General features: G+C 63.8%; 22 protein-coding genes. 10 read left to right on the top strand and 12 right to left on the bottom strand.

Annotation, left to right across the window (positions count from 1 at the left end; genetic code table 11):
• Positions 1-72 precede the first annotated feature (72 nt).
• The gene (locus V1273_RS27515) at positions 73-495 is read right to left on the bottom strand and encodes a DUF2946 family protein (protein ID WP_334411515.1); all 423 of its coding nucleotides are present in this window, start codon (positions 493-495) and stop codon (positions 73-75) included.
• A gap of 318 nt (positions 496-813) precedes the next feature.
• On the opposite strand from V1273_RS27515, the gene zigA reads away from it, so the two are divergent.
• Complete coding sequence (zigA, locus tag V1273_RS27510; protein WP_334380793.1) at positions 814-2022, top strand: zinc metallochaperone GTPase ZigA; 1209 nt, start codon at positions 814-816, stop codon at positions 2020-2022.
• Positions 2023-2149: 127 nt separating this feature from the next.
• Here zigA and V1273_RS27505 read toward each other — a convergent pair whose 3' ends face one another.
• Genes V1273_RS27505 through V1273_RS27490 form a run of 4 tightly spaced genes read right to left on the bottom strand, consistent with a single transcriptional unit; the run spans position 2150 to position 8972 of the window.
• Complete coding sequence (locus V1273_RS27505; protein ID WP_334380794.1) at positions 2150-4213, bottom strand: hypothetical protein; 2064 nt, start codon at positions 4211-4213, stop codon at positions 2150-2152.
• Positions 4214-4216: 3 nt separating this feature from the next.
• The gene (locus V1273_RS27500) at positions 4217-7027 is read right to left on the bottom strand and encodes a DUF4159 domain-containing protein (RefSeq protein ID WP_334412273.1); all 2811 of its coding nucleotides are present in this window, start codon (positions 7025-7027) and stop codon (positions 4217-4219) included.
• Positions 7027-7971, bottom strand: a complete 945-nt coding sequence (locus V1273_RS27495) for a DUF58 domain-containing protein (RefSeq protein ID WP_334364486.1) — start codon at positions 7969-7971, stop codon at positions 7027-7029. The genes V1273_RS27500 and V1273_RS27495 overlap by 1 nt, the downstream gene beginning before the upstream one ends.
• Positions 7971-8972 carry an AAA family ATPase gene (locus V1273_RS27490; RefSeq protein ID WP_334364485.1) on the bottom strand — a complete coding sequence of 334 codons (1002 nt, stop codon included), beginning with the start codon at positions 8970-8972 and terminating at the stop codon, positions 7971-7973. The genes V1273_RS27495 and V1273_RS27490 overlap by 1 nt, the downstream gene beginning before the upstream one ends.
• A 260-nt stretch (positions 8973-9232) precedes the next feature.
• Here V1273_RS27490 and V1273_RS27485 point away from each other — a divergent pair, with 260 nt between their 5' ends.
• The 5 genes from V1273_RS27485 to V1273_RS27465 are packed head-to-tail and all read left to right on the top strand — an operon-like array spanning position 9233 to position 12819.
• Complete coding sequence (locus V1273_RS27485) at positions 9233-9874, top strand: DUF1285 domain-containing protein (RefSeq protein WP_334364484.1); 642 nt, start codon at positions 9233-9235, stop codon at positions 9872-9874.
• An 8-nt stretch (positions 9875-9882) separates the two neighbouring features.
• Positions 9883-10545: a CoA pyrophosphatase gene (locus V1273_RS27480; RefSeq protein WP_442893666.1), complete on the top strand. Its 663-nt coding sequence runs from the start codon at positions 9883-9885 to the stop codon at positions 10543-10545.
• Entirely contained in the window at positions 10542-10805 is a 264-nt protein-coding gene (locus V1273_RS27475; protein WP_334364482.1) for a DUF6111 family protein, read from the top strand. The genes V1273_RS27480 and V1273_RS27475 overlap by 4 nt, the downstream gene beginning before the upstream one ends.
• Positions 10802-12061, top strand: a complete 1260-nt coding sequence (locus V1273_RS27470) for a CCA tRNA nucleotidyltransferase (protein WP_334411514.1) — start codon at positions 10802-10804, stop codon at positions 12059-12061. The genes V1273_RS27475 and V1273_RS27470 overlap by 4 nt, the downstream gene beginning before the upstream one ends.
• Positions 12058-12819: a sulfite exporter TauE/SafE family protein gene (locus tag V1273_RS27465; protein WP_334411513.1), complete on the top strand. Its 762-nt coding sequence runs from the start codon at positions 12058-12060 to the stop codon at positions 12817-12819. The genes V1273_RS27470 and V1273_RS27465 overlap by 4 nt, the downstream gene beginning before the upstream one ends.
• A gap of 5 nt (positions 12820-12824) precedes the next feature.
• Here V1273_RS27465 and V1273_RS27460 read toward each other — a convergent pair whose 3' ends face one another.
• The 7 genes from V1273_RS27460 to V1273_RS27430 all read right to left on the bottom strand — a co-directional run bounded on the left by V1273_RS27460 (position 12825) and on the right by V1273_RS27430 (position 17725).
• Complete coding sequence (locus V1273_RS27460) at positions 12825-13865, bottom strand: hypothetical protein (RefSeq protein WP_334411512.1); 1041 nt, start codon at positions 13863-13865, stop codon at positions 12825-12827.
• A gap of 140 nt (positions 13866-14005) precedes the next feature.
• On the bottom strand, positions 14006-14734 hold the full coding sequence (locus V1273_RS27455) for an HAD family hydrolase (RefSeq protein WP_334364478.1): 729 nt from the start codon (positions 14732-14734) through the stop codon (positions 14006-14008).
• Between the two features lie 145 nt (positions 14735-14879).
• Entirely contained in the window at positions 14880-15143 is a 264-nt protein-coding gene (locus tag V1273_RS27450) for a YodC family protein (RefSeq protein ID WP_065745887.1), read from the bottom strand.
• A gap of 69 nt (positions 15144-15212) precedes the next feature.
• Positions 15213-16100, bottom strand: coding sequence for an oxygen-dependent coproporphyrinogen oxidase (gene hemF / locus V1273_RS27445; RefSeq protein WP_334364477.1), 888 nt, complete (start codon positions 16098-16100; stop codon positions 15213-15215).
• 113 nt (positions 16101-16213) lie between these two features.
• Complete coding sequence (locus V1273_RS27440) at positions 16214-16579, bottom strand: 6-pyruvoyl trahydropterin synthase family protein (RefSeq protein WP_334364476.1); 366 nt, start codon at positions 16577-16579, stop codon at positions 16214-16216.
• Positions 16580-16610: 31 nt separating this feature from the next.
• Complete coding sequence (gene queE / locus V1273_RS27435) at positions 16611-17243, bottom strand: 7-carboxy-7-deazaguanine synthase (protein ID WP_334364475.1); 633 nt, start codon at positions 17241-17243, stop codon at positions 16611-16613.
• Positions 17240-17725, bottom strand: coding sequence for a tRNA (cytidine(34)-2'-O)-methyltransferase (locus tag V1273_RS27430; RefSeq protein WP_028346976.1), 486 nt, complete (start codon positions 17723-17725; stop codon positions 17240-17242). The genes queE and V1273_RS27430 overlap by 4 nt, the downstream gene beginning before the upstream one ends.
• 281 nt (positions 17726-18006) lie before the next feature.
• On the opposite strand from V1273_RS27430, the gene petA reads away from it, so the two are divergent.
• From petA to V1273_RS27410, 4 genes are all read left to right on the top strand, one after another.
• Entirely contained in the window at positions 18007-18537 is a 531-nt protein-coding gene (gene petA / locus V1273_RS27425) for a ubiquinol-cytochrome c reductase iron-sulfur subunit (protein WP_334380801.1), read from the top strand.
• 69 nt (positions 18538-18606) lie between these two features.
• Entirely contained in the window at positions 18607-20679 is a 2073-nt protein-coding gene (locus tag V1273_RS27420) for a cytochrome c1 (RefSeq protein ID WP_334364473.1), read from the top strand.
• A 143-nt stretch (positions 20680-20822) separates the two neighbouring features.
• Positions 20823-21497, top strand: a complete 675-nt coding sequence (locus V1273_RS27415; protein ID WP_334411511.1) for a dienelactone hydrolase family protein — start codon at positions 20823-20825, stop codon at positions 21495-21497.
• Positions 21498-21530: 33 nt separating this feature from the next.
• Complete coding sequence (locus V1273_RS27410; protein ID WP_334411510.1) at positions 21531-22433, top strand: NAD-dependent epimerase/dehydratase family protein; 903 nt, start codon at positions 21531-21533, stop codon at positions 22431-22433.
• Positions 22434-22648: the final 215 nt, after the last annotated feature.

Raw genomic sequence — 22648 nt, 5'->3', positions numbered from 1 at the left:
GATTCCGATTTCTCCTCGGGAGACACCGTATAGTGCGGCGATTCTCTCCAGGAATGCATCAATCAATCGATGTCAGGAGACGGGAGGTGCGCGGGAGCGGAACGCTGGATGCAACGCGCCGAGATGGGCGAACTCAGCACCGGTGACCAGGTACAGAAGTTCGACAGCTCCCGGCAACTCCAGCACGGGCGGCGTGATGAACAGGAAATTGTTGGCCAATGAGAGAACGGCGCAGACCGCGCAGACATTGGTCGTGTGTTGGTCGTCGTCATCGTGGCCCGCAGGCTGCTGCGGCTGCGCGACTTCGGAGTGCGCATTTTGTGCGGCGACGGACGTGGCGATCGCAAGATTGACGCCGGTCAGCCCGCTTTGAATGGCCGGTGAGGCCTGCGCGGCCACCGCGTGAAAATGCCCGCACGACAGCGCAAACTGGATCGCGAGCGCAAACAGCGCCAGCCGCGAGCCGTGCTTGAGGTGTTTTCGGAACCAGTTCACGACGATTGACGCCTTGTCCCCCGGGGCGGCTCAGGCATCTCGCCACCCCAATGTAACATTATAACGTCGCGAACACCGCGGAGTGTCAATCGACACCGGGCTGCCGTCTTTCCGGAGCCCTGACAATTCCGCCAAGTGTGAGATTCGCGCAACATCGGCGCTTTTGCCCCGCGTACCCCGCCTGTTTCGCCAATTGACAATCCCTCGGTCTTGCATTGTTATGTTATAACATAACATTATCCGCCACCAACGGGGTCCCTCGCATGCGTCTTCCTCCCCGGTTGGGGCCCCGTGAGCTCAAGAGGCTTTTCGATCTCCATGCGAAAACTCCCCGTCACCGTCTTGTCCGGCTTCCTCGGGGCTGGAAAGACAACTTTGATGAATCACGTGCTCAACAATCGCCAGGGCCTGAAGGTGGCGGTGATTGTGAACGACATGAGCGAGGTCAACATCGACGCAGACCTCGTCCGCGATGGCGGTGCGAACCTCTCGCGGACTGACGAAAAGCTGGTCGAGATGACCAACGGCTGTATCTGCTGCACGCTGCGCGACGATTTGTTGAAGGAAGTGCGGGCGCTCGCCGAGAGCGAACGGTTCGACTACCTGCTGATCGAATCCACCGGCATCTCGGAGCCGCTGCCGGTCGCAGCAACCTTCGATTTCCGGTCCGAAGACGGAGAAAGTCTGTCCGATGTGGCAAGCCTCGACACGATGGTCACGGTCGTCGATGCCGTCAATCTGCTGAAGAACTATTCCTCTACCGTTTTTCTGGCGGATCGCGGCGAGTCGCTCGGTGAAGATGACAAGCGCACACTGGTGGATCTCTTGGTCGAGCAGATCGAATTTGCCGATGTGATCGTGCTCAACAAGATCGATGCGGCGTCGCAGGGAGAACGCGACTCCGCCCGAATGATAATCCGCTCTCTGAATCCCGAGGCCGATATCATCGAGACCAACTTCTCCAATGCGCCGCTGGAGCGCATTCTCAATACCGGCCGCTTCGATTTCGAGCGCGCGCAGCAACACCCGCTATGGTTCAAGGAGCTTTATGGCTTTGCAGGTCATACGCCCGAGACCGAGGAATATGGCGTCAAGAACTTCGTCTATCGCGCGCGACGGCCGTTCGAGCCCGCGAAATTTCATCAATTCCTGAAAGAAAGCTGGCCTGGCGTCATCCGCGCCAAGGGACATTTCTGGATAGCGACTCGCCCGCAATGGCTTGGCGAGCTGAGCCAGGCCGGTGCGATCGTCCGAACCGAGGGGCTGGGCTTCTGGTGGGCGAATGTGCCGGTCGATCGGTGGCCGGACGATCCGTTCTGGCGACAATCGCTCAAGAAGAACTGGAGCGAGGTGTACGGTGATCGCCGGCAGGAGATCGTCTTCATCGGCACGAATATGGATCAGGACGCGATCACGGCGCGTCTCGATGCTTGCCTTGTTTCAGGAAAGCCGGGAATGCGCGTTGCGGAATGGTCCGGGCTTGCCGATCCATTTCCGAGGTGGCGACGCGCGGACGAGGCTGCCTAGAGCATGATCCGGAAAAGTGCGAAGCGGTTTTCCGAAAAGATCATGCTCAAACAAAGAGATGAGATCATGATGCGATTCTACGAAATCGCATCATGATCGAAGGCGCATCGACGAGGCGGGCGTGCCGTCAGCGCCCCTCGCGCACCCAGGTCGCGGCGAAGGCGCCGAGCAGCAGCAACAGCCCGACTAGGCCGGCAAACATCGGCAGCACGCCGACGCCCTTGACGACGCTGGCCTCGCGCATCTTGACGCCCATCCAGCCGTCGCCGTGGAAGATACCGGAGGCGCGCACCGGCACCACGCGGGGCAGGTCGATGCTTCCGCCTTCGGCCACGCGTCGCGCGTCGCCGCCGGTCGCCTGCGCCAGAGGTTTCAGCATCTCGGTGGTGGAGGTGACTTCCGAAAATTCCTTCGGGTTGGTCGGCCCGACATTGATCAGGGCTTTCAGCGCGCCATCGGTCGCCTGCCACAGCCCGAGCTCATTGGCGGGAATGGTCGCGCGCCAGGTGCCGGGCTCGCTCGCGGTCAGCGTGAGCTCCTTGGTGGCGCCGCTCGGCGAGGTCACGGTCACTGGCGGCACGTTGTCGGCCATGGTCTGGCGCAGCACCACGAGGTCCTTGCCCTGGATCTGCAGGCGCAGCGCCTCTTCGTCGAGATCGGGCTGCTTCATCAGCCAGTGCGACATCCGCCGCAGCAGATCCAGATGCGGCCCGCCGCCTTCATAGCCGCGCGCCCACAGCCAGATGTGGTCCGACAGCAGGAGCGCTACGCGGCCTTCGCCAAAGCGCGACAATAGCAGCAGTGGCTTGCCGTCGAGACCGGTCATCACGGGCGCGCCGATCGCGTTGCGCGTTTCCACGGTGCGGAAGAAACGGCTCCAGCGCGGCGGTTCGCTGGCGGAACCTTCGAGGCCGCGCGTCACCGGATGGCGCTTACCGGCGTCGCTCAAGTGCGCATAGAACGGCTTTTCGGTGACGCCGACGGGCTCGGCCGGCAGCACCGTATCGAGCGGTGTGCGCCAGATGCTGGTGGTGGAGGCGTAATCGGGACCAGCCGACACCAGCACCGCGCCGCCGGCGCGGACATAGCGCGCGATATTGTCGAAATAGGCAATCGGCAGCACCCCCTGGCGGGCGTAGCGGTCGAAAATGATCAGGTGGAAATCGTTGATCCTCTGCTGGAACAGTTCGCGGGTCGGAAACGCGATCAGCGATAGCTCGTTGATGGGCGTGCCGTCCTGCTTCTCCGGCGGGCGCAGGATCGTGAAATGCACGAGGTCGATGCTGGCGTCCGATTTCAGCAGGTTGCGCCAGGTGCGCTCGCCGGAATGCGGCTCGCCCGACACCAGGAGTACGCGCAGCCTGTCGCGGACGCCGTCGATCGCGACCACGGCGCGGTTGTTGACCGGCGTCAATTCGTTCTCGAGCGGCGAGGCCTCGATCTCGACGATGTTGGGGCCGGCATGCTTGATATCGACGTCGACATTGGCGGTCTGGCCGCTGACCAGATTGCGCTCGCTGATCACCTCGCCGTCGCGGCGCACCACGATCTTGGCGCGCTGGCCGGTGACCCCCTGGTCGTCCAGCCGGTAGGTGATGGTCTGCGGCTGCCCGACGATGCCGAAACGCGGCGCGGCCGTGATTGCGATGCGGCGATCACGCTCGTCCTTCCGGCCGGTGACGAGCGCGTGCACCGGCGCCTGGAAGCCGACCGCAGCGGCATTTGCGGGGATGTCGTGCACCCGGCCGTCCGTGATCAGGAATGCGCCAGCGACCCGGTCAACCGGAACATCCGATAGCGCCGAGGACAGCGCACCGAACAGTTTGGTGCCGTCGGTCTCGCCGTCGGCCTGTCCGGCCTCGACGACGCGGACTTCCAGTCCCTTGATCTTCTTCAGCGTGTCGACCAGCGCTTCCTGCGCCTTCGCGGTCTCCTGGTTGCGGGTGCCGAAATTCTGGCTCGGGCTCTTGTCGATCACGACGGCGGCGACCGATGACAACGGCTCGCGGTCCTCGCGGGTGAAGGAGGGGTTGGCGAGCGCCAGCAGGATCAGCGCCAGCGCCGCGACCCGCACGGCCGCACCGCGCGCGCGGCTGAACAGCAGCAGCGCCGCGATGACGACGATCGCGGCCAGCGCGATCCACAGCACGAGTGTCGGAACGAGAGGAGTAAACGCGATGCCGTACTGCATGGCCTATTGCCCCAACCGTTCGATCAGGGCGGGCGCGTGGACCTGGTCGGCCTTGTAGTTGCCGGTCAATGTATACATCACGATGTTGACGCCGGAGCGGAAGGCGAATTCGCGCTGGCGCGGCTCGTTCGGCGTCAGCGGCAGCATCGGCTGGCCGTCCGGGCGATGCGCCCAGGCGCCGGCGAGATCGTTCGAGGTGATGATGATGGGCGAGACGCCGTCGCCGCCGCGTGCCGGGCGCGAGGCCGTATCGTCTTCATCCTCGCGCGGCAGGGTCTCGACCCAGGTCTGGCCCGAGGTGAAGCGGCCGGGAAAATCGCGCAGCAGATAAAACGTCTTGGTCAACACATGCTCGCGCGGCACCGGCTCCAGTTCAGGCACGTCGAGGGAGGAGAGAATCTCGCGCAAGGTGCGCATGCCCGACGTCTGCGACGCGCCGTTCTCGCCCGGCGGCGCCTCGACGGCGTCGCGGGTATCGAACAGCACCGTGCCGCCCTGTTTCATATAGGCGTCGATGCGGTTGATGGCGTCCTGCGGCGGCTTCGGCGCGCCCGGTACAACGGGCCAGTAGATCAGCGGGAAAAATGCCAGTTCGTCCTTTGCGGGATCGATGCCGACGGGATCGCCGGCCTCCAGCGCCGTGCGCTGCGCCAGGAACAGCGTCAGTCCGGCCATGCCCGCCTTGACGATGGAATCGACGTCGGCATTTCCGGTGACGACATAGGCAAGCCGCGTCTGCGACACCGACTTGATGGCGAATTCATCGTTGCCCTGGGCGCGCGTCGGCGAAGGCGCAGTCGAGGCCGCGACCAGAATCAGGGCAAGTAGAACGGCGGCCGTCGCCGTGCGCCGCCGCCACAGCGCGGCAAGGCCCGCGCCCAGCATCGCGACCACGACCGCGTCGATCAGGAACAGCACCAGCGACGACGACAGCAGGATGCCGCGCAAATCGCGCGGTTCGGCATTGGTGTAGCTGGCGCGCTGCGCGCGCAACGAGGATGTTTCGAGCGGCGCGATACGATCGGCTGCAGCCAGCGTATTGACCGCGATCGGGCCATCGGCCGGGCCGTAGAAGCCCGGGGGATGTTCCGATGTACCGCGATCACGATAATCCGCCGGCATCGGCTTGGCGGTCGAGGGCGGCGGCCCGAATGCGCCGAAACCATCGAGGGTGCGTAGTGGCGCAACCGTCTCGACGTTGGTCGCCTCGCTCGCAACGCCAGCACCGGGCTTCGTGGTGTAGCCGGACATGTCAACGAGCCGCCGCAGCATCTCGACGAAGCTGCCGGACATCGGCAAGTCAGACCAGCGCGAGTCGGCGCCGACATGGAACAGGCTGACAATGCCCCTGCCACGATGCTCGCCGGTCACCAGCGGCGTGCCGTCTTCCAGCGACGCCCAGGTCTTGGTGGCGAGCACCGCATCGGGCTCGGCCAGCACCTGCCGGTTCACGGTGACATCCTTGGGCACCGCGAGGCCCGCGAACGGAGCGTCGGCGGCGAAGGACGCCAGATGTTGTGGCTTTTCCCAGGTCAGACTGCCGCCGAGGACGCGGCCGCCGCGACGCAGTTTCACCGGCACCAGATCGTCATCGGCCTGCGCCAGGCGGGGACCTGCGAAACGCACCAGCACGCCGCCCTGATCGATCCATGCGTTCAGCCGCTCGCGGATTTCCGGCGACAGCGTGCCGACATCGGCGAGCACGATCATCGGCAGCCGCTGATCGAGGAACTGCGCGATCACCTGTTGCGGCGCGCCGCGGTCGCCGAGCCGCACGTCGGCGAATGGCGACAGGGCGCGGGTAAGGTAGAAGGTCGATGCCAATAGCGGTTGGGCGGTATCGCTGGTCGCGCCGGTGACGACGCCAACGGCGCGCCGTCGCCATCGTTTGTCGAGCAATTGCACCGCACCGGCCGATCGTTCACCCGAGATTTCCAGCCGCGAAATGTCATTGCGCAGTTCGACGGGCAGATCGAATGCCGCTTCGCTTTCGCGGTCCTGCATGCCGAACGCGTAGCGCGCCTCGCCGATCGGCGAGCCCTTGGCGTCGATCGCGCGGACCACGCCGGCTGCGACGCCGCCGGTGGTGCGCAGCACCTTGACCGTCATTTTCGCCGCGGCGTTTTCGGCAGCGACCAAGGCTTGCGCTGGCGCCGCGCCGCCCTCGAACACCGTCAGCTTGCGGTCGCCGATGGTCTTGGCGAGATTCTCGACGAATTCGGCGCCGCGCCCGGTATCGACACCGTCGGACAGCCACGCGATCTCGGCATCACCGGTGGCCTTCAGGAAGCGGTCGAGCGCGCCTAGCGTGTCGACGCGGTCGATCGAATGCGGCTTTGGTGCAATCTGGCGCAGCGCGACGCGTGCGGTACCGGCTGGCATCAGCGTGATGTCACGTGCGGGTTCGGAAAGCGAAACCAACGCGACCCCGCGGCGGTCGTTGTCGGCGTTGGCGATCAATTCGTCCGCGGCCTTGATCCGGGTGTCCCAGCTTGCGGCCGCGCTCCAGCCGTCGTCGAGCAGAATCACAAGCGGCGCATTGCTGCCGCCGACCCCGGTCTGCGGATTCCAGATCGGGCCTGCGGCGGCAAGGATGACCAGCGCCGCGGCGGCGAGACGCAGCGCCGTCAGCCACCACGGCGTCCGCGACGGAGTTTCTTCCCTGGGCCTGATGTCGAACAACAGCCGGGTCGGCGGAAATTCGATCCGTCTCGGCCGCGGCGGCATCACGCGCAACAGCCACCACAGCACCGGCAGGCTCAGCAGGCCCAGCAGAAGCAGCGGCTGCGCAAAGCTTAAGGGGATGCCCGCCATCATGCGCTGCGCCCCGCCTTGACCGTTGAGCCGCGCACGCTTCCCTTGGCTGCCATCATGCCGGAATGCAGGAACAGCAGCAGTTCGGCGGCGGACCGGCTGGTGGTGTGGGTCGAGAACAGCCAGTCGAGCCTGTTGGTTTCGCTGCGGATCTCATCGCGATGCAGCGTGACGCGGGCGACATAGTCGCTGGCCCAGCTCTCGGCGCGGCCGGCGGTGATGACGCCAAAACCTTCCGGCTCGACGAACTCGATCCGGCCGGCGTAAGGAAAGGTCTCTTCGGCAGGATCGACGACCTGGATCAGCGTGCCATGGGCGCCGGAGGCCGAAAGCCCGGCGAGCATCGTCCTGATTTCGCTCATCGGCGACCAGAAGTCGGACAGCACGACAATTTCGGCCAGGGCCGACGGCACGAAGGAGGGCGGCAGGCTGGCGCGCACCGCATCGTCATGCAGCATCGCCTGCGCCATCTTGTCGATCACGTTGCGGCTTGCGGTCGGGGTCATCAGGCCGGGAATGCCGACGCGCTCTCCGCCCGAAACCAGGAGTTCGGCGAGCGCAAAGGTCACGATCAGGCCACGCTCCAGCTTGGAGTCGCGGGCCCCCTTGGAAGCAAATGCCATCGACGGCGAACGGTCGGGCCACAGCCAGATCGTATGCGCCGCCTCCCATTCCTGTTCGCGGACATAGAGATGATCGTCGCGCGCCGAGCGCCGCCAGTCGACGTTCTGCGACGGTTCGCCGGAGACGAAGCGGCGATATTGCCAAAAGCTCTCGCCGGCGCCGGCGCGGCGCCTGCCGTGCAGGCCATGGATGACGTTGGCGGCGATGCGGCGGGCATCGAGCACGAGACGGGGCAGCGATGCGGCGAGCGTTCGGCTTTCGCCATCGGCACGTCGGATCGCAACAATCTCCCTGTTCTCGTGGCTGGTCTCTGCGGCCATCAACCAATCCGCGTCTTCAATTGTCTGATTACGTCGGGAATGGTGCGGCCTTCCGCGCGCGCCGAGAAGGTCAGCGCCATGCGGTGCTTGAGAACGGGTTCGGCGAGATCGAGCACGTCGTCGATCGAGGGCGCAAGGCGGCCGTCGAGCAAGGCGCGGGCACGGACTGCCAACATCAACGATTGGCTGGCGCGCGGGCCCGGCCCCCAGGCGATCAGCTTGTCGCCGCCGTCTTCGGTGTTGGGGCGTGCGGCGCGCACCAGCGACAGGATCGCCTCGACGACGCTGTCGCCGACCGGCAGCCGCCGCACCAGCCGCTGCGCCGCGATCAGGGTTTCCGCGTCCATCGAGGCCTTGGCAAGCGTCTCTTCCGCGCCCGTGGTCTCGAACAGGATGCGGCGTTCGGCGTCGCGATCGGGATAATCGACGTCGATTTCCATCAGGAAGCGGTCGAGCTGGGCCTCGGGCAGCGGGTAGGTGCCTTCCTGCTCCAGCGGGTTTTGGGTGGCGAGCACGTGGAACGGCTTGGGGAGATCATGCCGCGCGCCTGCAACGGTGATGTGCTGTTCCTGCATGGCTTGCAGCAGCGCCGATTGCGTCCGCGGGCTGGCGCGGTTGATTTCGTCGGCCATCAGAAGCTGCGCAAACACCGGTCCGGAGATGAAACGGAACGACCGCCTGCCGGAATTGCTCTCGTCCAGCACCTCGGCGCCCAGAATGTCCGAGGGCATCAGGTCAGGCGTAAACTGGATGCGCTTGGCATCCAGCCCGAGCGTGATGCCCAAGGTTTCGACAAGCTTGGTCTTGGCGAGGCCGGGAACGCCGATCAAGAGCGCGTGGCCGCCGGACAGGATCGTCACCAGGGTGTTTTCGATCACCCGAACCTGGCCGAAGATGACGGTGGAGATCGCTTCCTTCGCGGCGCGGATCTGGCCGGCGACCTGCTCGGCCGACCGGACGATCGCGTCCTCGAGTTTCTCGACACCGTCTGCGCTCGCCATGTCTTTCTCCTTCAACAACCTAACCGCTTCATGACGCCGTTGGTTGCGTCGTCATGCCACGAACCTCATGCTAGACCTGTGTAAAGGCCATGCATTCGTTGAATTAAACTATCCCCACATTATCGGTATTTCGGGGTATGAACGGCATCACGATATGGCGACTTGATCCGCAATAGTACGGACACAAATCGTCGGGAACACATATCTCGGTATATGTGCACCAATCGTGCCAATCGAGGCGCCGAGACTCAGGGCAAACAATGGCGAAGCAAGGGCAAACCAGCGGCCAGCGTCAGGAAGGCAAGGGCCACGACAGCAAAGGTCTTGAAGGTCTGACGGTTGCTGCCACCGAAGCCGTCAATCGCGCCCCAACCGGGAAGGGACTGCCTCCGGTTCATCTGTGGAATCCACCGTTCTGCGGCGATCTCGACATGCGAATCGCCGGCGATGGGACGTGGTTCTACATGGGGACGCCAATCGGGCGGCCGGCGCTGGTGCGGCTGTTTTCGACCATTCTCAAGCGCGAGGACGGCAAGCACTTTCTCGTTACCCCGGTCGAGAAGGTCGGCATCCGCGTCGACGATGCGCCGTTCCTGGCAGTGGAGATGCAAAACGATGCCGGCGATCGCGGCCGGCTGTTGCGCTTCCGCACCAACGTTGACGACTGGGTGCCATGCGATTCCAGCCATCGCCTGCGCTTCGAGATGGCCGCCGACGGCGGGCTGACGCCCTATCTGCACGTCCGCGCCGATCTGTGGGCGAAGGTGACGCGCGCGCTCTATTACGATCTGGTTGACATGGGGGAGGAGCGGATGGTCGATGGTCAGCCGATGTTTGGCATCGAGTCCGGCGGCGAGTTCTTTGCCATGGCGGACGCGAAGCAGGTGAGGGATGCGGTTTGAACGAGCCGATGCTGACGAAGATGGAGGCGGCTCCGATCAGCTCGACGGAATTCTTCGCGCGAAGCAAGACCCGGCTGAACTTCGACGTGCCGCCCGGCCTGGTCGATCCCAATGTCATTCCGAAGACGGGCGATGCGGGCAATGATCGCATGCTCGAGATCGTGGCGCGCGAGCAGCCGGTGCGCCCGGCGGCGGTGCTGATCCCGGTGGTCGATCACCGCGAGCCGACGGTGCTGCTGACGCAGCGCTCGCCGCATCTCTCCAGCCACGCCGGCCAGATTTCCTTTCCGGGCGGCAAGATCGACGCAATCGACGCTTCCCCGCTCGATGCCGCCTTGCGCGAGGCAGAGGAGGAAATCGGCCTCAAGCGCGAGTTCATCGAGCCGATCGGCTATCTGGATCTTTATGGAACCGCCTTCGGGTTTCGCATCCTGCCGACGGTGGCGCGTGTGAAGCCCGGCTTTGAGCTGACGATCAACGAAGGCGAGGTGGTCGACGCCTTCGAGGTGCCGCTGGCGTTCCTGATGAATCCCGAGAACCATCAGATCCATTCCAAGGAATTCCGCGGCATGGAGCGCTCCTATTACGCCATGCCGTTCGCCGAGCGTTACATATGGGGTGCGACCGCGGGAATCCTGCGCGTGCTATATGAGCGGATTTATCTCGCATGATCCGTCCGGTTCTGACCGAGATCGCAATATTCCTGGTCCCGTTCGTGGCCTACGCGTTGTTTCTGATTGCCACCCGTTCCGGCGTGTTCGCGTCCTCCTCCTGGCCGGCACATCTTGTCGCCAAACTGGCGCTGGGATCGCTGCTGCTGGTCGCGATCAGCTTCGTGCTGCTCGCCCAATTCTCCGGCGCGCCGCCGAATTCGACCTACGTTCCCGCGCATCTGGAAGACGGCAAGCTGGTTCACGGGGGGGAGAAATGAGCGAGGCACGCGTGCTGTCGGACGCGCCCTGGCTCAGATCCGGTCCGGCCGCGCGCGTGCTCGCGCTGCTTAATGGCGATGGCGAGGAAGCCCGCGTGATCGGTGGTGCCGTGCGCAATGCGCTTCTGAAAATTCCTCTCGGCGACATCGATATCGCGACGACGGCCTTGCCCGACGAGGTCGTCCGCCGCGCCAAGGCGGCCGGCATCAAATGCGTCCCGACCGGCATCGACCACGGCACGGTCACGCTGGTCGTCGAATCCCACCCATTCGAGGTCACGACCTTGCGTGAGGACACCGAGACCTTTGGCCGCAAGGCCAGGGTTGCGTTCGGGCGGGACTGGGTTCGCGATGCGGAACGGCGCGATTTCACCATCAACGGGCTTTCGGTCGATGCCGAGGGCGTCGTGCACGACCACGTCGGCGGGCTTGCCGATATCCAGGCCAAACGCGTGCGTTTCATCGGCGACGCCGGCCAGCGCATCGCTGAGGATTATTTGCGCATCCTGCGCTTCTTTCGCATGCATGCCGCCTACGGGGCGGGCGAGCCAGACCGTGCCGGATATCTCGCCTGCATCGATGGGCGTGCGGGGCTTTCGAGCCTTTCCGCCGAACGCGTGCGCATGGAGATGTTGAAGCTGTTGATCGCAGAAGGCGCCGCGGTTGCGGTGCAGGCGATGGCGGATGCCGGCCTGCTGCTACCGATCTTCGGCGGCGTCACCTATACGGGGACATTCGCGGCGATGATCGCGGCCGAACGGGCGCTGGGCCTGCCGCCAAGCGCCGTGCGCCGGCTGGCCGCGCTCACGGTCGCCGTCACCGAGGACGCCAGGCGCGTCTCGGCACGGCTTCGGCTTTCCAACGCGGAAACCAAAGCGCTGGATTCGATGGGCCATCGCTGGTGGCGGCTCGCGAGCAAGGACGACGCGCGTGCGCGACAGCTTCTCTATCGGCTCGGCGAGGATCCGTATCGAGACCGGCTGATGCTGGCGTGGGCGCGGGCAGGCGGCGTCGGCAATGGCGACGCGCGCTGGCATGAGCTTGCAACCTTGCCGCAGCGCTGGAGCGCGCCGAAATTTCCGCTGAAGGCGGCCGATTTTATCTCCCGCGGCATTGCCGAAGGTCCCGGTCTCGGTCACGTGCTGGCGCTTGCGGAAGACGCCTGGTTGGCCGCGGATTTTCCGCTTGAACCATCCGCCCTTGCCGCGATCGCCGACCGGGCCGCCGCCCGTTTCACCCGCGATCACCGGCTGTGAATATTCTGGCCGGGTTTGCCGACGTTTCGCTCGGTCAACTCGTGCTGGTTGGAGGCATGGCGCTATTGGCCTCCGTCATCGGCGGGCTTGCTGGCTATGGTACCGGCGCCTTGATGCCGCTGGTGCTGGTGCCGCTGGTCGGCGCCGAGCCCGTGGTGCCGATCATCGCGATCTCAGCGATCTTCACCAATATCAGCCGATTCGTGGCGTATTTTCGCTACGCCGACCGGCGTCGCGCCCTGATCGTGATCGGCGCCGCCATGCTGACGACGGCGCTCGGCGCCTATGGCTACACGCGGCTAACCAGCGCCGGCGCGGCGTTCGTGATCGGCGGCATGCTGATCCTAAGCGTGCCGCTACGCCGGCTGGCCAAGCACCGCGATATCAAGATCGGCGATACCGGCCTTGGCGTGAGCGCGGTGGGTTATGGCGTGGTGGTCGGCGGCACATCGGGTTCGGGCGTGATCCTGTTGTCGCTGCTGATGGCGTCCGGCCTCGAGGGAGCTGCCGTGATCGCTACCGACGCGGTGATCTCGGTCGTGACCGGTCTCATCAAGATTTTGGTGTTCGGCCTTGCCGGCGTCGTCACCGCGCAGGTGCTTGCCTTCGCGCTCCTGATCGGCGCCATCGCAATTCCCGGCGCGTTCCTTGCCAAGGCCTTCGTTGAACGCATGCCGGTGCATATCCATACTGCGATCCTCGACGCCGCCGTGATTGTCGGCGGCCTCGTCATGATCACCGCGGCGCTGCGGCACTGATCGGATCAACGCGTGAGCGATGCCGTGCGGATCGGGAAGCAGTTCAAGCTTGATATGTTCCAGACAAAGGGCACGTTGCACCAAAGGCCGGCCGGGCGATATTTCACCCGAATTTGCTCCAACTGATACAGCGCCAGACTGCTGAACGCATTGATCCGGCCAGCCAGATCGTCCAGTTCAGCGTTGATCTCCTTTTCTCCCTGGAGAATATCGCTTTCCTTCGCGGCGTCGCCGACGCTCCCGGCGGCCCATTGCCGCGCCGCCGCCAGCTTGTTGTGCGCGGCCTCGAAGCAGTAATGCATCGTCAGGACATGGTGCTTGGCGCTGTACCAGTAGATTCGCTTTGCTGCCCTGTCTTGAGGGCCGGCGCAGATTCGGATGAACGCGTCTTTCGGTGTGGTCGTATCGTCAACGCCACGTTTTTCGGCCATCGTGCAATATTTGTCGTCGGCCACTTCCTTGGGTGGTGTGTCGTCATCCGGCGCGTGCACGTTTCCGAAGGCCGGAAAATTGAACTTGTCGGAACAATCGAAGGCGTAGTCGCGCAACACCCGTCGTGACAGCGGGTCCTCGTCGACGTTACGCTTCTCGGCCGGATCGCGATATGTATTGCTGGCCCAGTCGATGTAGATTTCGGCCTTTCGGGTGAGGAGGTCGATGTTTTCACGGAGTTCGTTCCGTGCTTTCTCATAACGTTCCGAAATCGCCCGCGCGTTGCTGGTGGCCAGCGCCTTGTCGCTGGCATCGGATTTCTCGCCGACGGCGCGCACGAAGTCGGTGTAAAGGGTTTGCTGCAGCCCCTGCATTTTGGAGAATGCGTGTGAGATCTCGGTGAAAGTTGCGGCGGCCGAGTTCATGTCTTCCTTGGCCTGGCTGCTCACCTTCTCCTGATAGGCGTTGAGATATTGGAAGTAGCCGACCAAGAGGCTGCTCAGCACCGTAACCAGCGACAGGCCTTTGACGATGTCGAGCCCGTGATTGAACTTCCAGAGCCACCTGAGCGGAGCGGCTTTCGGTGCGATGTCATGCGTGTCGTCGTTCGGCATCGGTGAACTCCCCAGCCCTTGGACTTCAACCTTGAACCAATCTCGACACAATCTGGGATTGTCGGCCTCGGCTCTGTGAGACAACTCACACTACACGCGATCGTGTGATGGGCAGGGAGCCGCCGTCAGCTCTTGGGCCGTCAGCCTTGGCGGGGCAGCAGTTCCGTCAGCGAGCGGATGATGCGGTCGGGCTTCACCGTGGAATCCGGCGGCAGGCCGTCGCCATGCACGTCGATCCAGATGGCATAGATGCCAAGCCGTTGCGGCGCCACCACCTCCCATTCGAGATTGTCGCCGATCATCCAGGTTTCGGGCGCGGTGACGCCAAGCGCCTGCATCGCGTGCAGATAAGCGCGCTCGTCCGGTTTGCCGAAGCCGTGCTCGCCCTCGATCTGGATGTGATCGAAGCGGTGCGATAGCGCGAAGCGTTCGACCTTGGCGCGCTGGGTACCCGCGGCGCCGTTCGTGACCAGCGCCAGCTTCACGCCGCGTGCCTTCAATTCGTCGATGGCGTCATGCGCGCCGGGGAAGACGAACATTTCCTCTTCGCGGTAGGCGGTAAAGCGGTCGGCCAACCGTGTCGCGAGGTCTTCAGGCAGGACGTGGCCGTCTTCGGCAAGCGCGGCAAATCCGTTTCTGACGGTGAGGCGCCGTGCTTCATCGAGCTTCAGCCGCCATTCGGCTTCGGCAACAGCCCAGAATTTGCGCGCGGAGTCCAGAACGGCGACGGCAACCTGCTGCGAGGTCAGGGGCTCGAACTCGGCGGCGAACTCGGACGTGACATTGTGCCAGGCGATCTCCGGACGTCCATAGGCCGACAGGATGGTGTCGTCCATATCGATCAGCATCGCGCGGGGCAGGTGGATCATTGTTTCGCGGCCATCTCACTTCAAGCGTCATCGGCCGCGGGAAGCAGCGGCGCACTTGTCGCGAATATCAGATCACCCGCACCGGGTCCAATCCCGGGAAACCACGCCGCCGGACCATGGAAGCCCGGCGGCGTCAAAAAGTGCCTCACGCAACCTTGTTGGCGCGGTCGTCCTCTTCCTCGTCCTCGGCTTCCTCTTCGTCCTCGTCTTCGTCGTCTTCTTCGTCTTCGTCGTCCTCTGACGTATCGGCTTCGGCGAGCTCTAGGACGGCAAGCGGCAGCGTCTCGCGGAACAGATCGCCTTCATTGCCCATCCATACGCACGCAACGTTGCCGTCCTTGACCTCCACCACACTGAGAGGATGGCCGCCGGACTTCAGAATGACGACGTCGCCTGGTTTCAAATCCATGATCTACTCCTCGGATGACATGACACGAATCGCACCATAGCGATCAGTCATGACAACCCGATCATGCGATCATGGCCACTTTACCTCCGGCGGCATCGACGAGAGGATGGAATCCACATTGCCGCCAGTCTTTAGCCCGAAGATCGTGCCGCGGTCGTAGAGCAGGTTGAACTCGACGTAGCGCCCGCGCCGGATCAACTGTTCCTCGCGGTCGGCGGCATTCCAGGGAAGGGCGAAATTGCGGCGGACCAGTTCAGGATAGATTTTCAGGAAGGCGCGGCCGACCTCCTGCGTAAAGGCGAGGTCGGCGTCCCAGTCACCTGAATCGTGCCAGTCGTAGAAGATGCCGCCGATGCCGCGCGCTTCCTTGCGGTGCGGCAGATAGAAATATTCGTCGCACCATTTTTTGTACTTGTCGTAATCGGCCACGCCGTTCGATCTCCCGCAGGCCTCTTTCATCGCCTGATGGAAAGCGAGCGTGTCGGGGTCATCCTGGGTCCGCCGGCGGTCGAGCACCGGCGTCAGATCCGCCCCGCCGCCGAACCAGGCCTTGGTGGTGACCACAAAGCGGGTGTTCATGTGCACCGCCGGCACATGCGGGTTGCGCATGTGCGCGATCAGCGAAATGCCCGACGCCCAGAACCTGGGATCGTCGGCCGCGCCGGGTATCTGCGCGCGGAATTCCGGCGCGAACTCGCCATGCACGGTCGAGCAGTGCACGCCGACTTTCTCGAACAGCCGCCCACGCATCATCGACATCACCCCGCCGCCGCCGGGCTTGCCGGTGTGGTCGGTGCGGTCCCAGGACGTGCGGACGAAGCGACCGGCCTCGCCGGGATAGAGGGCAGGCGGCGCGTCGTCTTCCAGCTTTTCGAAGGCCGCGCAGATGTCGTTGCGCAGCGCTTCGAACCAGGCTCTCGCGCGCGTCTTGCGATCCTCGATGACGGATACGTCCATTAGGAATTCCCAACGTTACCTTTCCGTCATTGCGAGCGAAGCGAAGCAATCCATCGTGGCATGAAAGTACTGGATTGCTTCGTCGCTTCCGCTCCTCGCAATGACGGTGAAAGTTAGCCTTGCGGCCCGAAATACGTGCAGCTCTCGTTACAACTGTCGCGATGAACGCTGACGCGAGTAACTTGGCCTGCGTGCTGGACCCGCTCGAAGATGTAGCGCGAAATGTTTTCCAGCGTCGGCGTCCCCAGCGCCTCGACCTTGTTGAGGAGCTTGTGGTCGAGTGCTTTGCGAACTTCTTCCATGCTGCGTTCGAGCAGGCCGAGATCGAGCACCATGCCGGTTTCCGGGTCGGGCGTGCCGCGCACGCTCACTTCGGCGCGAAACGAGTGGCCGTGAATTTCCTCGCTGGCCGCGCCGAAGGTCGTTCCCTTCAGGGAATGCGCAGCTTCGAAGCGAAACGATTTCGTCAGTTCCCACATCTTGAAAATCTAAATCCTATCTGATGCCAAGTTATCTGATGCCAAGTGTCTTGTGCGTCTGCAGGCTGAGCCGCCATTGCGGATGGCGCAGGCAGTAGTCGACCGCACGCGCGGTGTTTTCGAGCACGTCGGGTCCATCCATCGGCTGCAGCGAAAAGCGCTCGAAATCGAGCCTCACAAAATCTTCCGGCGCTGCGCCTGCTTGCGGATAGACCAGCTTCAATTCGTGGCCGCGGTGCACTACGAGATCGGCGCCGGCTTTCGGACTGACGCAGACCCAGTCGATCCCTTCGGGCGGTTCGATCGTGCCGTTGGTCTCGATGCCAACGGCGAAGCCGCGCGCATGCAGCGCATCGATGAAGGGGGGATCGACCTGCAGCAGAGGCTCGCCGCCGGTCAGGACCACGTAGCGGTTGGTATTCTCGCCGGTCCATTGCCCGGCGATGGTGTCGGCGAGTTCGTCCGCCGTGGCATAGCGGCCGCCGAGCGTGCCGTCGGTGCCGACAAAGTCGGTATCGCAGAACTGGCAGGTGGCGCTCATGCGGTCCTGTTCGCGGCCGCTCCAGAGGTTGCAGCCGGAAAAACGGCAAAACACTGCCGCGCGGCCGGCATGTGCGCCTTCGCCCTGCAACGTCAGAAATATTTCCTTGACCGCGTAGCTCACACCTTCTCCTTGGACCCGATCTCGCCTGCAATCGGATGACCCGTCTGACGCATCGCCTCGCCTAGTGCCATGGCGGCCGCCATCGCCACATTGAGCGAACGCAAGCCCGGCCTTATCGGGATCGTCACCCGAGCGTCGGCCGCGGAGACGACCTCGTCGGTAACTCCTGCGGATTCCCGCCCGAATAATAGGACGTCGTCACTTCGATAGCGGAAATCCAGATAGGAACCGGCCGCCTTGGTCGTAAACAGCACCAGCCGGGAACCAGCCTCGTTACGCCATTGCTCGAATTTTGGCCATGAGTCATGGCGGGTAAGGACGACATGATCGAGATAGTCCATTCCCGCGCGGCGGAAATGCCGATCAGAGGTCGGGAATCCCGCCGGCTCAATGATATGGGCGGCCACGCCCAGGCAGGCACACAGGCGCAGAATCGTCCCGGTGTTCTGGGGGATGTCGGGCTGGAAAAGCGCAATCTGCATGGTGTCAGGCTTTGGTGGCGCGAATGAAATGTTTCGAATAAATCACGGCCGGGCGCCGATTTAGTGCATTGCACGCTATCGAGCCGATAGCGGGCTTGCGCTCTCACGGCAAGGGTGCCAATAGAACGATTCTGGACTGCTTGTTCCGCCGGAATGGGGGAGGAAAAGCGGTTTTTTCTGCCGCCGCGGGGGCCGCGGGCGCCGGCAGCCTCCTCCGGGGCGCGCTTTTGCGCGGGTCCGGGGCGGTTCCGCTGGCTGCAGATAAGAAAGGGCTTGAGATCGTGACGACAGCGTCTTCGGCGGACCATCCGACACGCCGTGATTTCCTTTTTGTTGCAACGGGAGCCGTCGCCGCCGTAGGCGCGGCTGCCACGGTGTGGCCGCTGGTTTCGCAGATGAATCCGGATGCCTCCACGGTCGCGGCCGGTGCGCCGATCGAGGTCGACCTGACCCCGATCGCCGAAGGGCAGGACATCAAGGTGTTCTGGCGCGGCAAGCCGATCTACATCAGCCACCGGACCAAAAAGCAGATCGACGAGGCCCGCGCGGTGTCGGTGTCGAGCCTGCCCGATCCGCAGAGCGACGAGGCGCGGGTCAAGCCGGGCCATGACCAGTGGCTGGTCGTGGTCGGCATCTGCACCCACCTCGGCTGCATCCCGATCGCCCATGAGGGCCAGTACGACGGCTTCTTCTGTCCGTGCCACGGTTCGGTGTACGACACGTCGGGCCGGATTCGGCAGGGACCCGCGCCGACCAACCTGGCCGTGCCGCCCTATACCTTCGTTTCCGATACCAAAATCCAGATCGGCTAAGGGCTCGGACGCCAGTCCGAGACCTCTCCTTAAGCCGTTGCGTCGTTTTACTTCCTCAGGATCGCATCAATGAGCGGACCATCCGATTTCCAGCCGACCAATCCCGCCTTGAAGTGGATCGAACGGCGCCTCCCGATCATGGGACTCATGCATTCGTCGTTCGTGGCGTATCCGACGCCGCGTAACCTGAACTACTGGTGGACGTTCGGCGCCATCCTTTCGTTCATGCTGGGCGTGCAGATCCTGACCGGCGTGATCCTGGCGATGCACTACACGCCGCATGCCGATATGGCCTTCAAGTCGGTCGAACTGATCGTCCGCGACGTCAATTACGGCTGGCTGCTGCGAAACATCCACGCCTCCGGCGCGTCGATGTTCTTCTTTGCGGTCTACATCCACATGTTCCGCGGCCTCTATTACGGGTCGTACAAGGAGCCGCGTGAAGTGCTGTGGATCCTCGGCGTCATCATCTATCTCCTGATGATGGCGACGGGCTTCATGGGTTACGTGCTGCCGTGGGGCCAGATGAGCTTCTGGGGCGCTACCGTCATCACCAATCTGTTCTCGGCCGTACCCTATTTCGGCGAGAGCATCGTGACGCTGCTGTGGGGCGGCTATTCCGTCGGCAATCCGACGCTCAACCGCTTCTTCTCCCTGCACTACCTGCTGCCGTTCGTGATCGCCGGCGTCGTCGTGCTGCACATCTGGGCGCTGCACGTCGCGGGCCAGAACAATCCGGCCGGCGTCGAAGCGAAGACCGAAAAGGACACGGTGCCGTTCACGCCTTACGCTACCATGAAGGATATGTTCGGCGTCTCCTGCTTCCTGCTGTTCTTCGCCTGGTTCATCTTCTACATGCCGAACTATCTCGGCGACCCCGAGAACTACATTCCGGCCAATCCGGCCGTGACGCCCGCGCACATCGTACCGGAATGGTACTACCTGCCGTTCTACGCGATCCTGCGCTCGATCCCGAACAAGCTTGCCGGCGTTATTGCAATGTTCGGTGCGATCCTCATCCTGGCCTTCCTGCCCTGGCTCGACAGCGCCAAGACGCGCTCGTCGAAATATCGCCCGCTGGCCAAGCAGTTCTTCTGGGTTTTTGTCGCTGTCTGCATCGGGCTCGGCTATCTCGGCGCGCAGCCGCCGGAGGGCATCTATGTCATCGTCGGCCGCATCCTGACCTTCCTCTACTTCGCCTATTTCCTGATCCTGCTGCCGTTGCTGGCGCGGATCGAGAAGCCCCGTCCGGTGCCGAACTCGATCGCGGACGACGTGCTGGCTAAGTCGGGCGGCAAGGCTGCGCCGATGGTCTCGGCCGTGATCGCGCTGATGGTGGCCGGCGGTCTGCTGCTGGGCGGCGCCGAGAGCGCGCGCGCCGCCGAAGGCAGCACCAAGCCGCCGGCGCAGAAGTGGTCGTTTTCGGGCCCGTTCGGCAAGTTCGACCGCGGCGCCATGCAGCGCGGTCTGAAGGTCTACAAGGAGGTCTGCGCCTCCTGCCATGGCCTGTCGTTCGTCGCCTTCCGCAATCTCGCCGAAACCGGCGGTCCCGGTTACTCGGTGGCGCAGGCCCAGGCGTTCGCCTCCGAATACAAGGTCAAGGACGGCCCGAACGACCAGGGCGAGATGTTCGAGCGGCCGGGCCGGCCCGCCGATTATTTTCCGTCGCCGTTCCCCAACGAGCAGGCGGCGCGCGCGGCCAATGGCGGCGCGTATCCGCCGGACCTGTCGCTGATCACCAAGGCGCGCAGCTACGGCCGTGGCTTCCCGATGTTCCTGATCGATTTCTTCACCCAGTATCAGGAGCAGGGACCGGATTACGTCACGGCGCTGTTGCAGGGCTATGAGGACAAGCCGCCGGCTGGCTTCAATCTGCCGGAAGGATCCTACTACAACACCTACTTTCCCGGCCATGCCATCAAGATGCCGAAGCCGTTGAACGACGGTCAGGTCACCTACGACGACGGCTCGCCGGCCACAGTTGCGCAATACGCCAAGGACGTCACCACGTTCCTGATGTGGGCTGCGGAGCCGCACATGGAGGCGCGCAAGCAGCTCGGCCTGCAGGTGTTCGTGTTCCTGATCCTGCTCACCGTCTTGCTGTACTTCACCAAGAAAAAGGTCTGGGCCAACGCCCACTGATCACGACGTCTTTAACGCGATTTCGGAAAAGCCCCTGCGGGGGCTTTTTTGTTGGGTGCAGCAATGCGCCGACAGGCGATTGCGTCCGGCTTTTGCAGCCGCCAAAATGGCCACACATTCAAGAAGCAGTCCCGGAGGAACCCATGGGCACCCACATCACCTTCGAGCGTCCGGACGGCAAGGAAACCGCCGGCTATCTCGCCAATGCCGCGCGCGGCAACGCACCGGGCGTGGTGGTGGTGCAGGAATGGTGGGGCCTGTCGGAGAACATCAAGGGCCTGTGCGACCGCTTTGCGGCGGCCGGTTTCGATGCGCTGGCGCCCGATCTCTACAAGGGCGTCGTGGTGCCGTATCACGATACGGACGCGGCCAACGCGCAGATGACCTCGCTCGATTTCATGGACGCCACTACCCAAAATGTACGTGGCGCCGCGCAATATCTCGCACGCAACGGCGCCAAGGTGGGGCTCACCGGCTTTTGCCTCGGCGGCGCCGTGACCATCATCGGCGCCACCAAAATTCCGGAGCTCACGGCGGGCGTCATATTCTACGGCATCCCGCCTGAGCAGGCCGCTAAACCTGCCGACGTGAAAATCCCGCTGCAGGCGCATTTCGCCAACAAGGACGACTGGTGCACGCCGGCCGCGGTCGACGCCTTCGAAAAGGCGATGAAGGATGCCGGCAAGTCGCTCGAGCTGTTCCGCTATGATGCCGAACATGCCTTCGTGAACGAGCAGCGCATGGCCGTGCATGACCGCCAGGCCGCCGAGCTTGCCTGGGGCCGGGCGACGGAATTTTTCAGGCAGCATCTAGGTTAAGTTGAGCGCATCTTGGCGAAGGGTTGGCCGCGCATGAAAATCTTCTGCACGGGCGCATCGGGCTATATCGGCGGGTCGGTTGCGGCTCATCTCATTGCCGCCGGACATCAGGTGACCGGATTGGTTCGCTCGCCTGAAAAGGCCGAGGCGGTTCGCGCGCGCGGCGTCCAGCCCTTGCTGGGAACGCTCGACGACAGGGACGTTCTGGCGCAAGCGGCGCAGGCCGCCGAAATTGTCGTCAATGCGGCGAGCGCCGACCACAGAGGCGCGGTCGAGAGCCTGCTCGGCGCGCTCGCCGGAAGCGGCAAGCCGTTCATCCACACATCGGGATCGAGCATCGTCGGCACCCGCGCCAAGGGCCAGCGATCGGATGCGATCTTCGACGAAGACACGCCCATTACGCCATCGCCCGCGCGCGCGGCGCGGGTCGCGCTGAACGAGTTCATTCTGTCCCATCGCAATAAGGGATGTTGGCCGGTCATCATCTGTCCGAGCCTGATCTATGGCCTCGGTCATGGCGCTGGGCGAGACAGCGTGCAGGTGCCGTTGCTGATCAATCTCGCAAAAAAGCGCGGCAACGCGGCGCATGCCGGGCCCGGCGAGAACGTCTGGTCGAACGTGCATATCGACGATCTCGTGACGCTCTACGCGCTTGCCATCGAGAAGGCGCCGGCAGGTAGCTTCTATTTCGTCGAGAACGGCGAGAGCTCGATGCGTGAAGCGTGCGAGGCGATCAACCGCATGCTGGGTTTTGCGGGACCGCCGACGGCGATGTCGATGGCCGAAGCCGCCGCCGAATGGGGCGAGGGCACGGCCGAGGACACGATGGCGTCGAACAGCAGGGTGCGGGCGAAACGCGCGCGGCAGGAACTTGGCTGGCAGCCGAAGGCGCGGGGACTGATCGAGGAGATCGAGAGCGGGTGTTATCGGGAGTAGCGCCGCAACCCAACTGTCGTCCCTGCGAAAGCAGGGACCCATACGCCGCGGCCTCTCATTTTAGCAAGGCTGTTCGACGACTTCGCGCAACGACTGCTCCCTGTGGTTATGGGTCCCTGCGTTCGCAGGGACGACGCGGTTTGTTGGGCGATACTTCTGACCACGAACCACCCAGAGTTGGGCTTGGGGCGGGCGTCCCGGCCCATCCCTCCCTT

Source organism: Bradyrhizobium sp. AZCC 1721, assembly GCF_036924715.1.
Lineage (GTDB): Bacteria > Pseudomonadota > Alphaproteobacteria > Rhizobiales > Xanthobacteraceae > Bradyrhizobium.
Note: the sequence above shows the minus strand (reverse complement) of the source record. Positions and strands in the feature narration are given on the sequence as shown.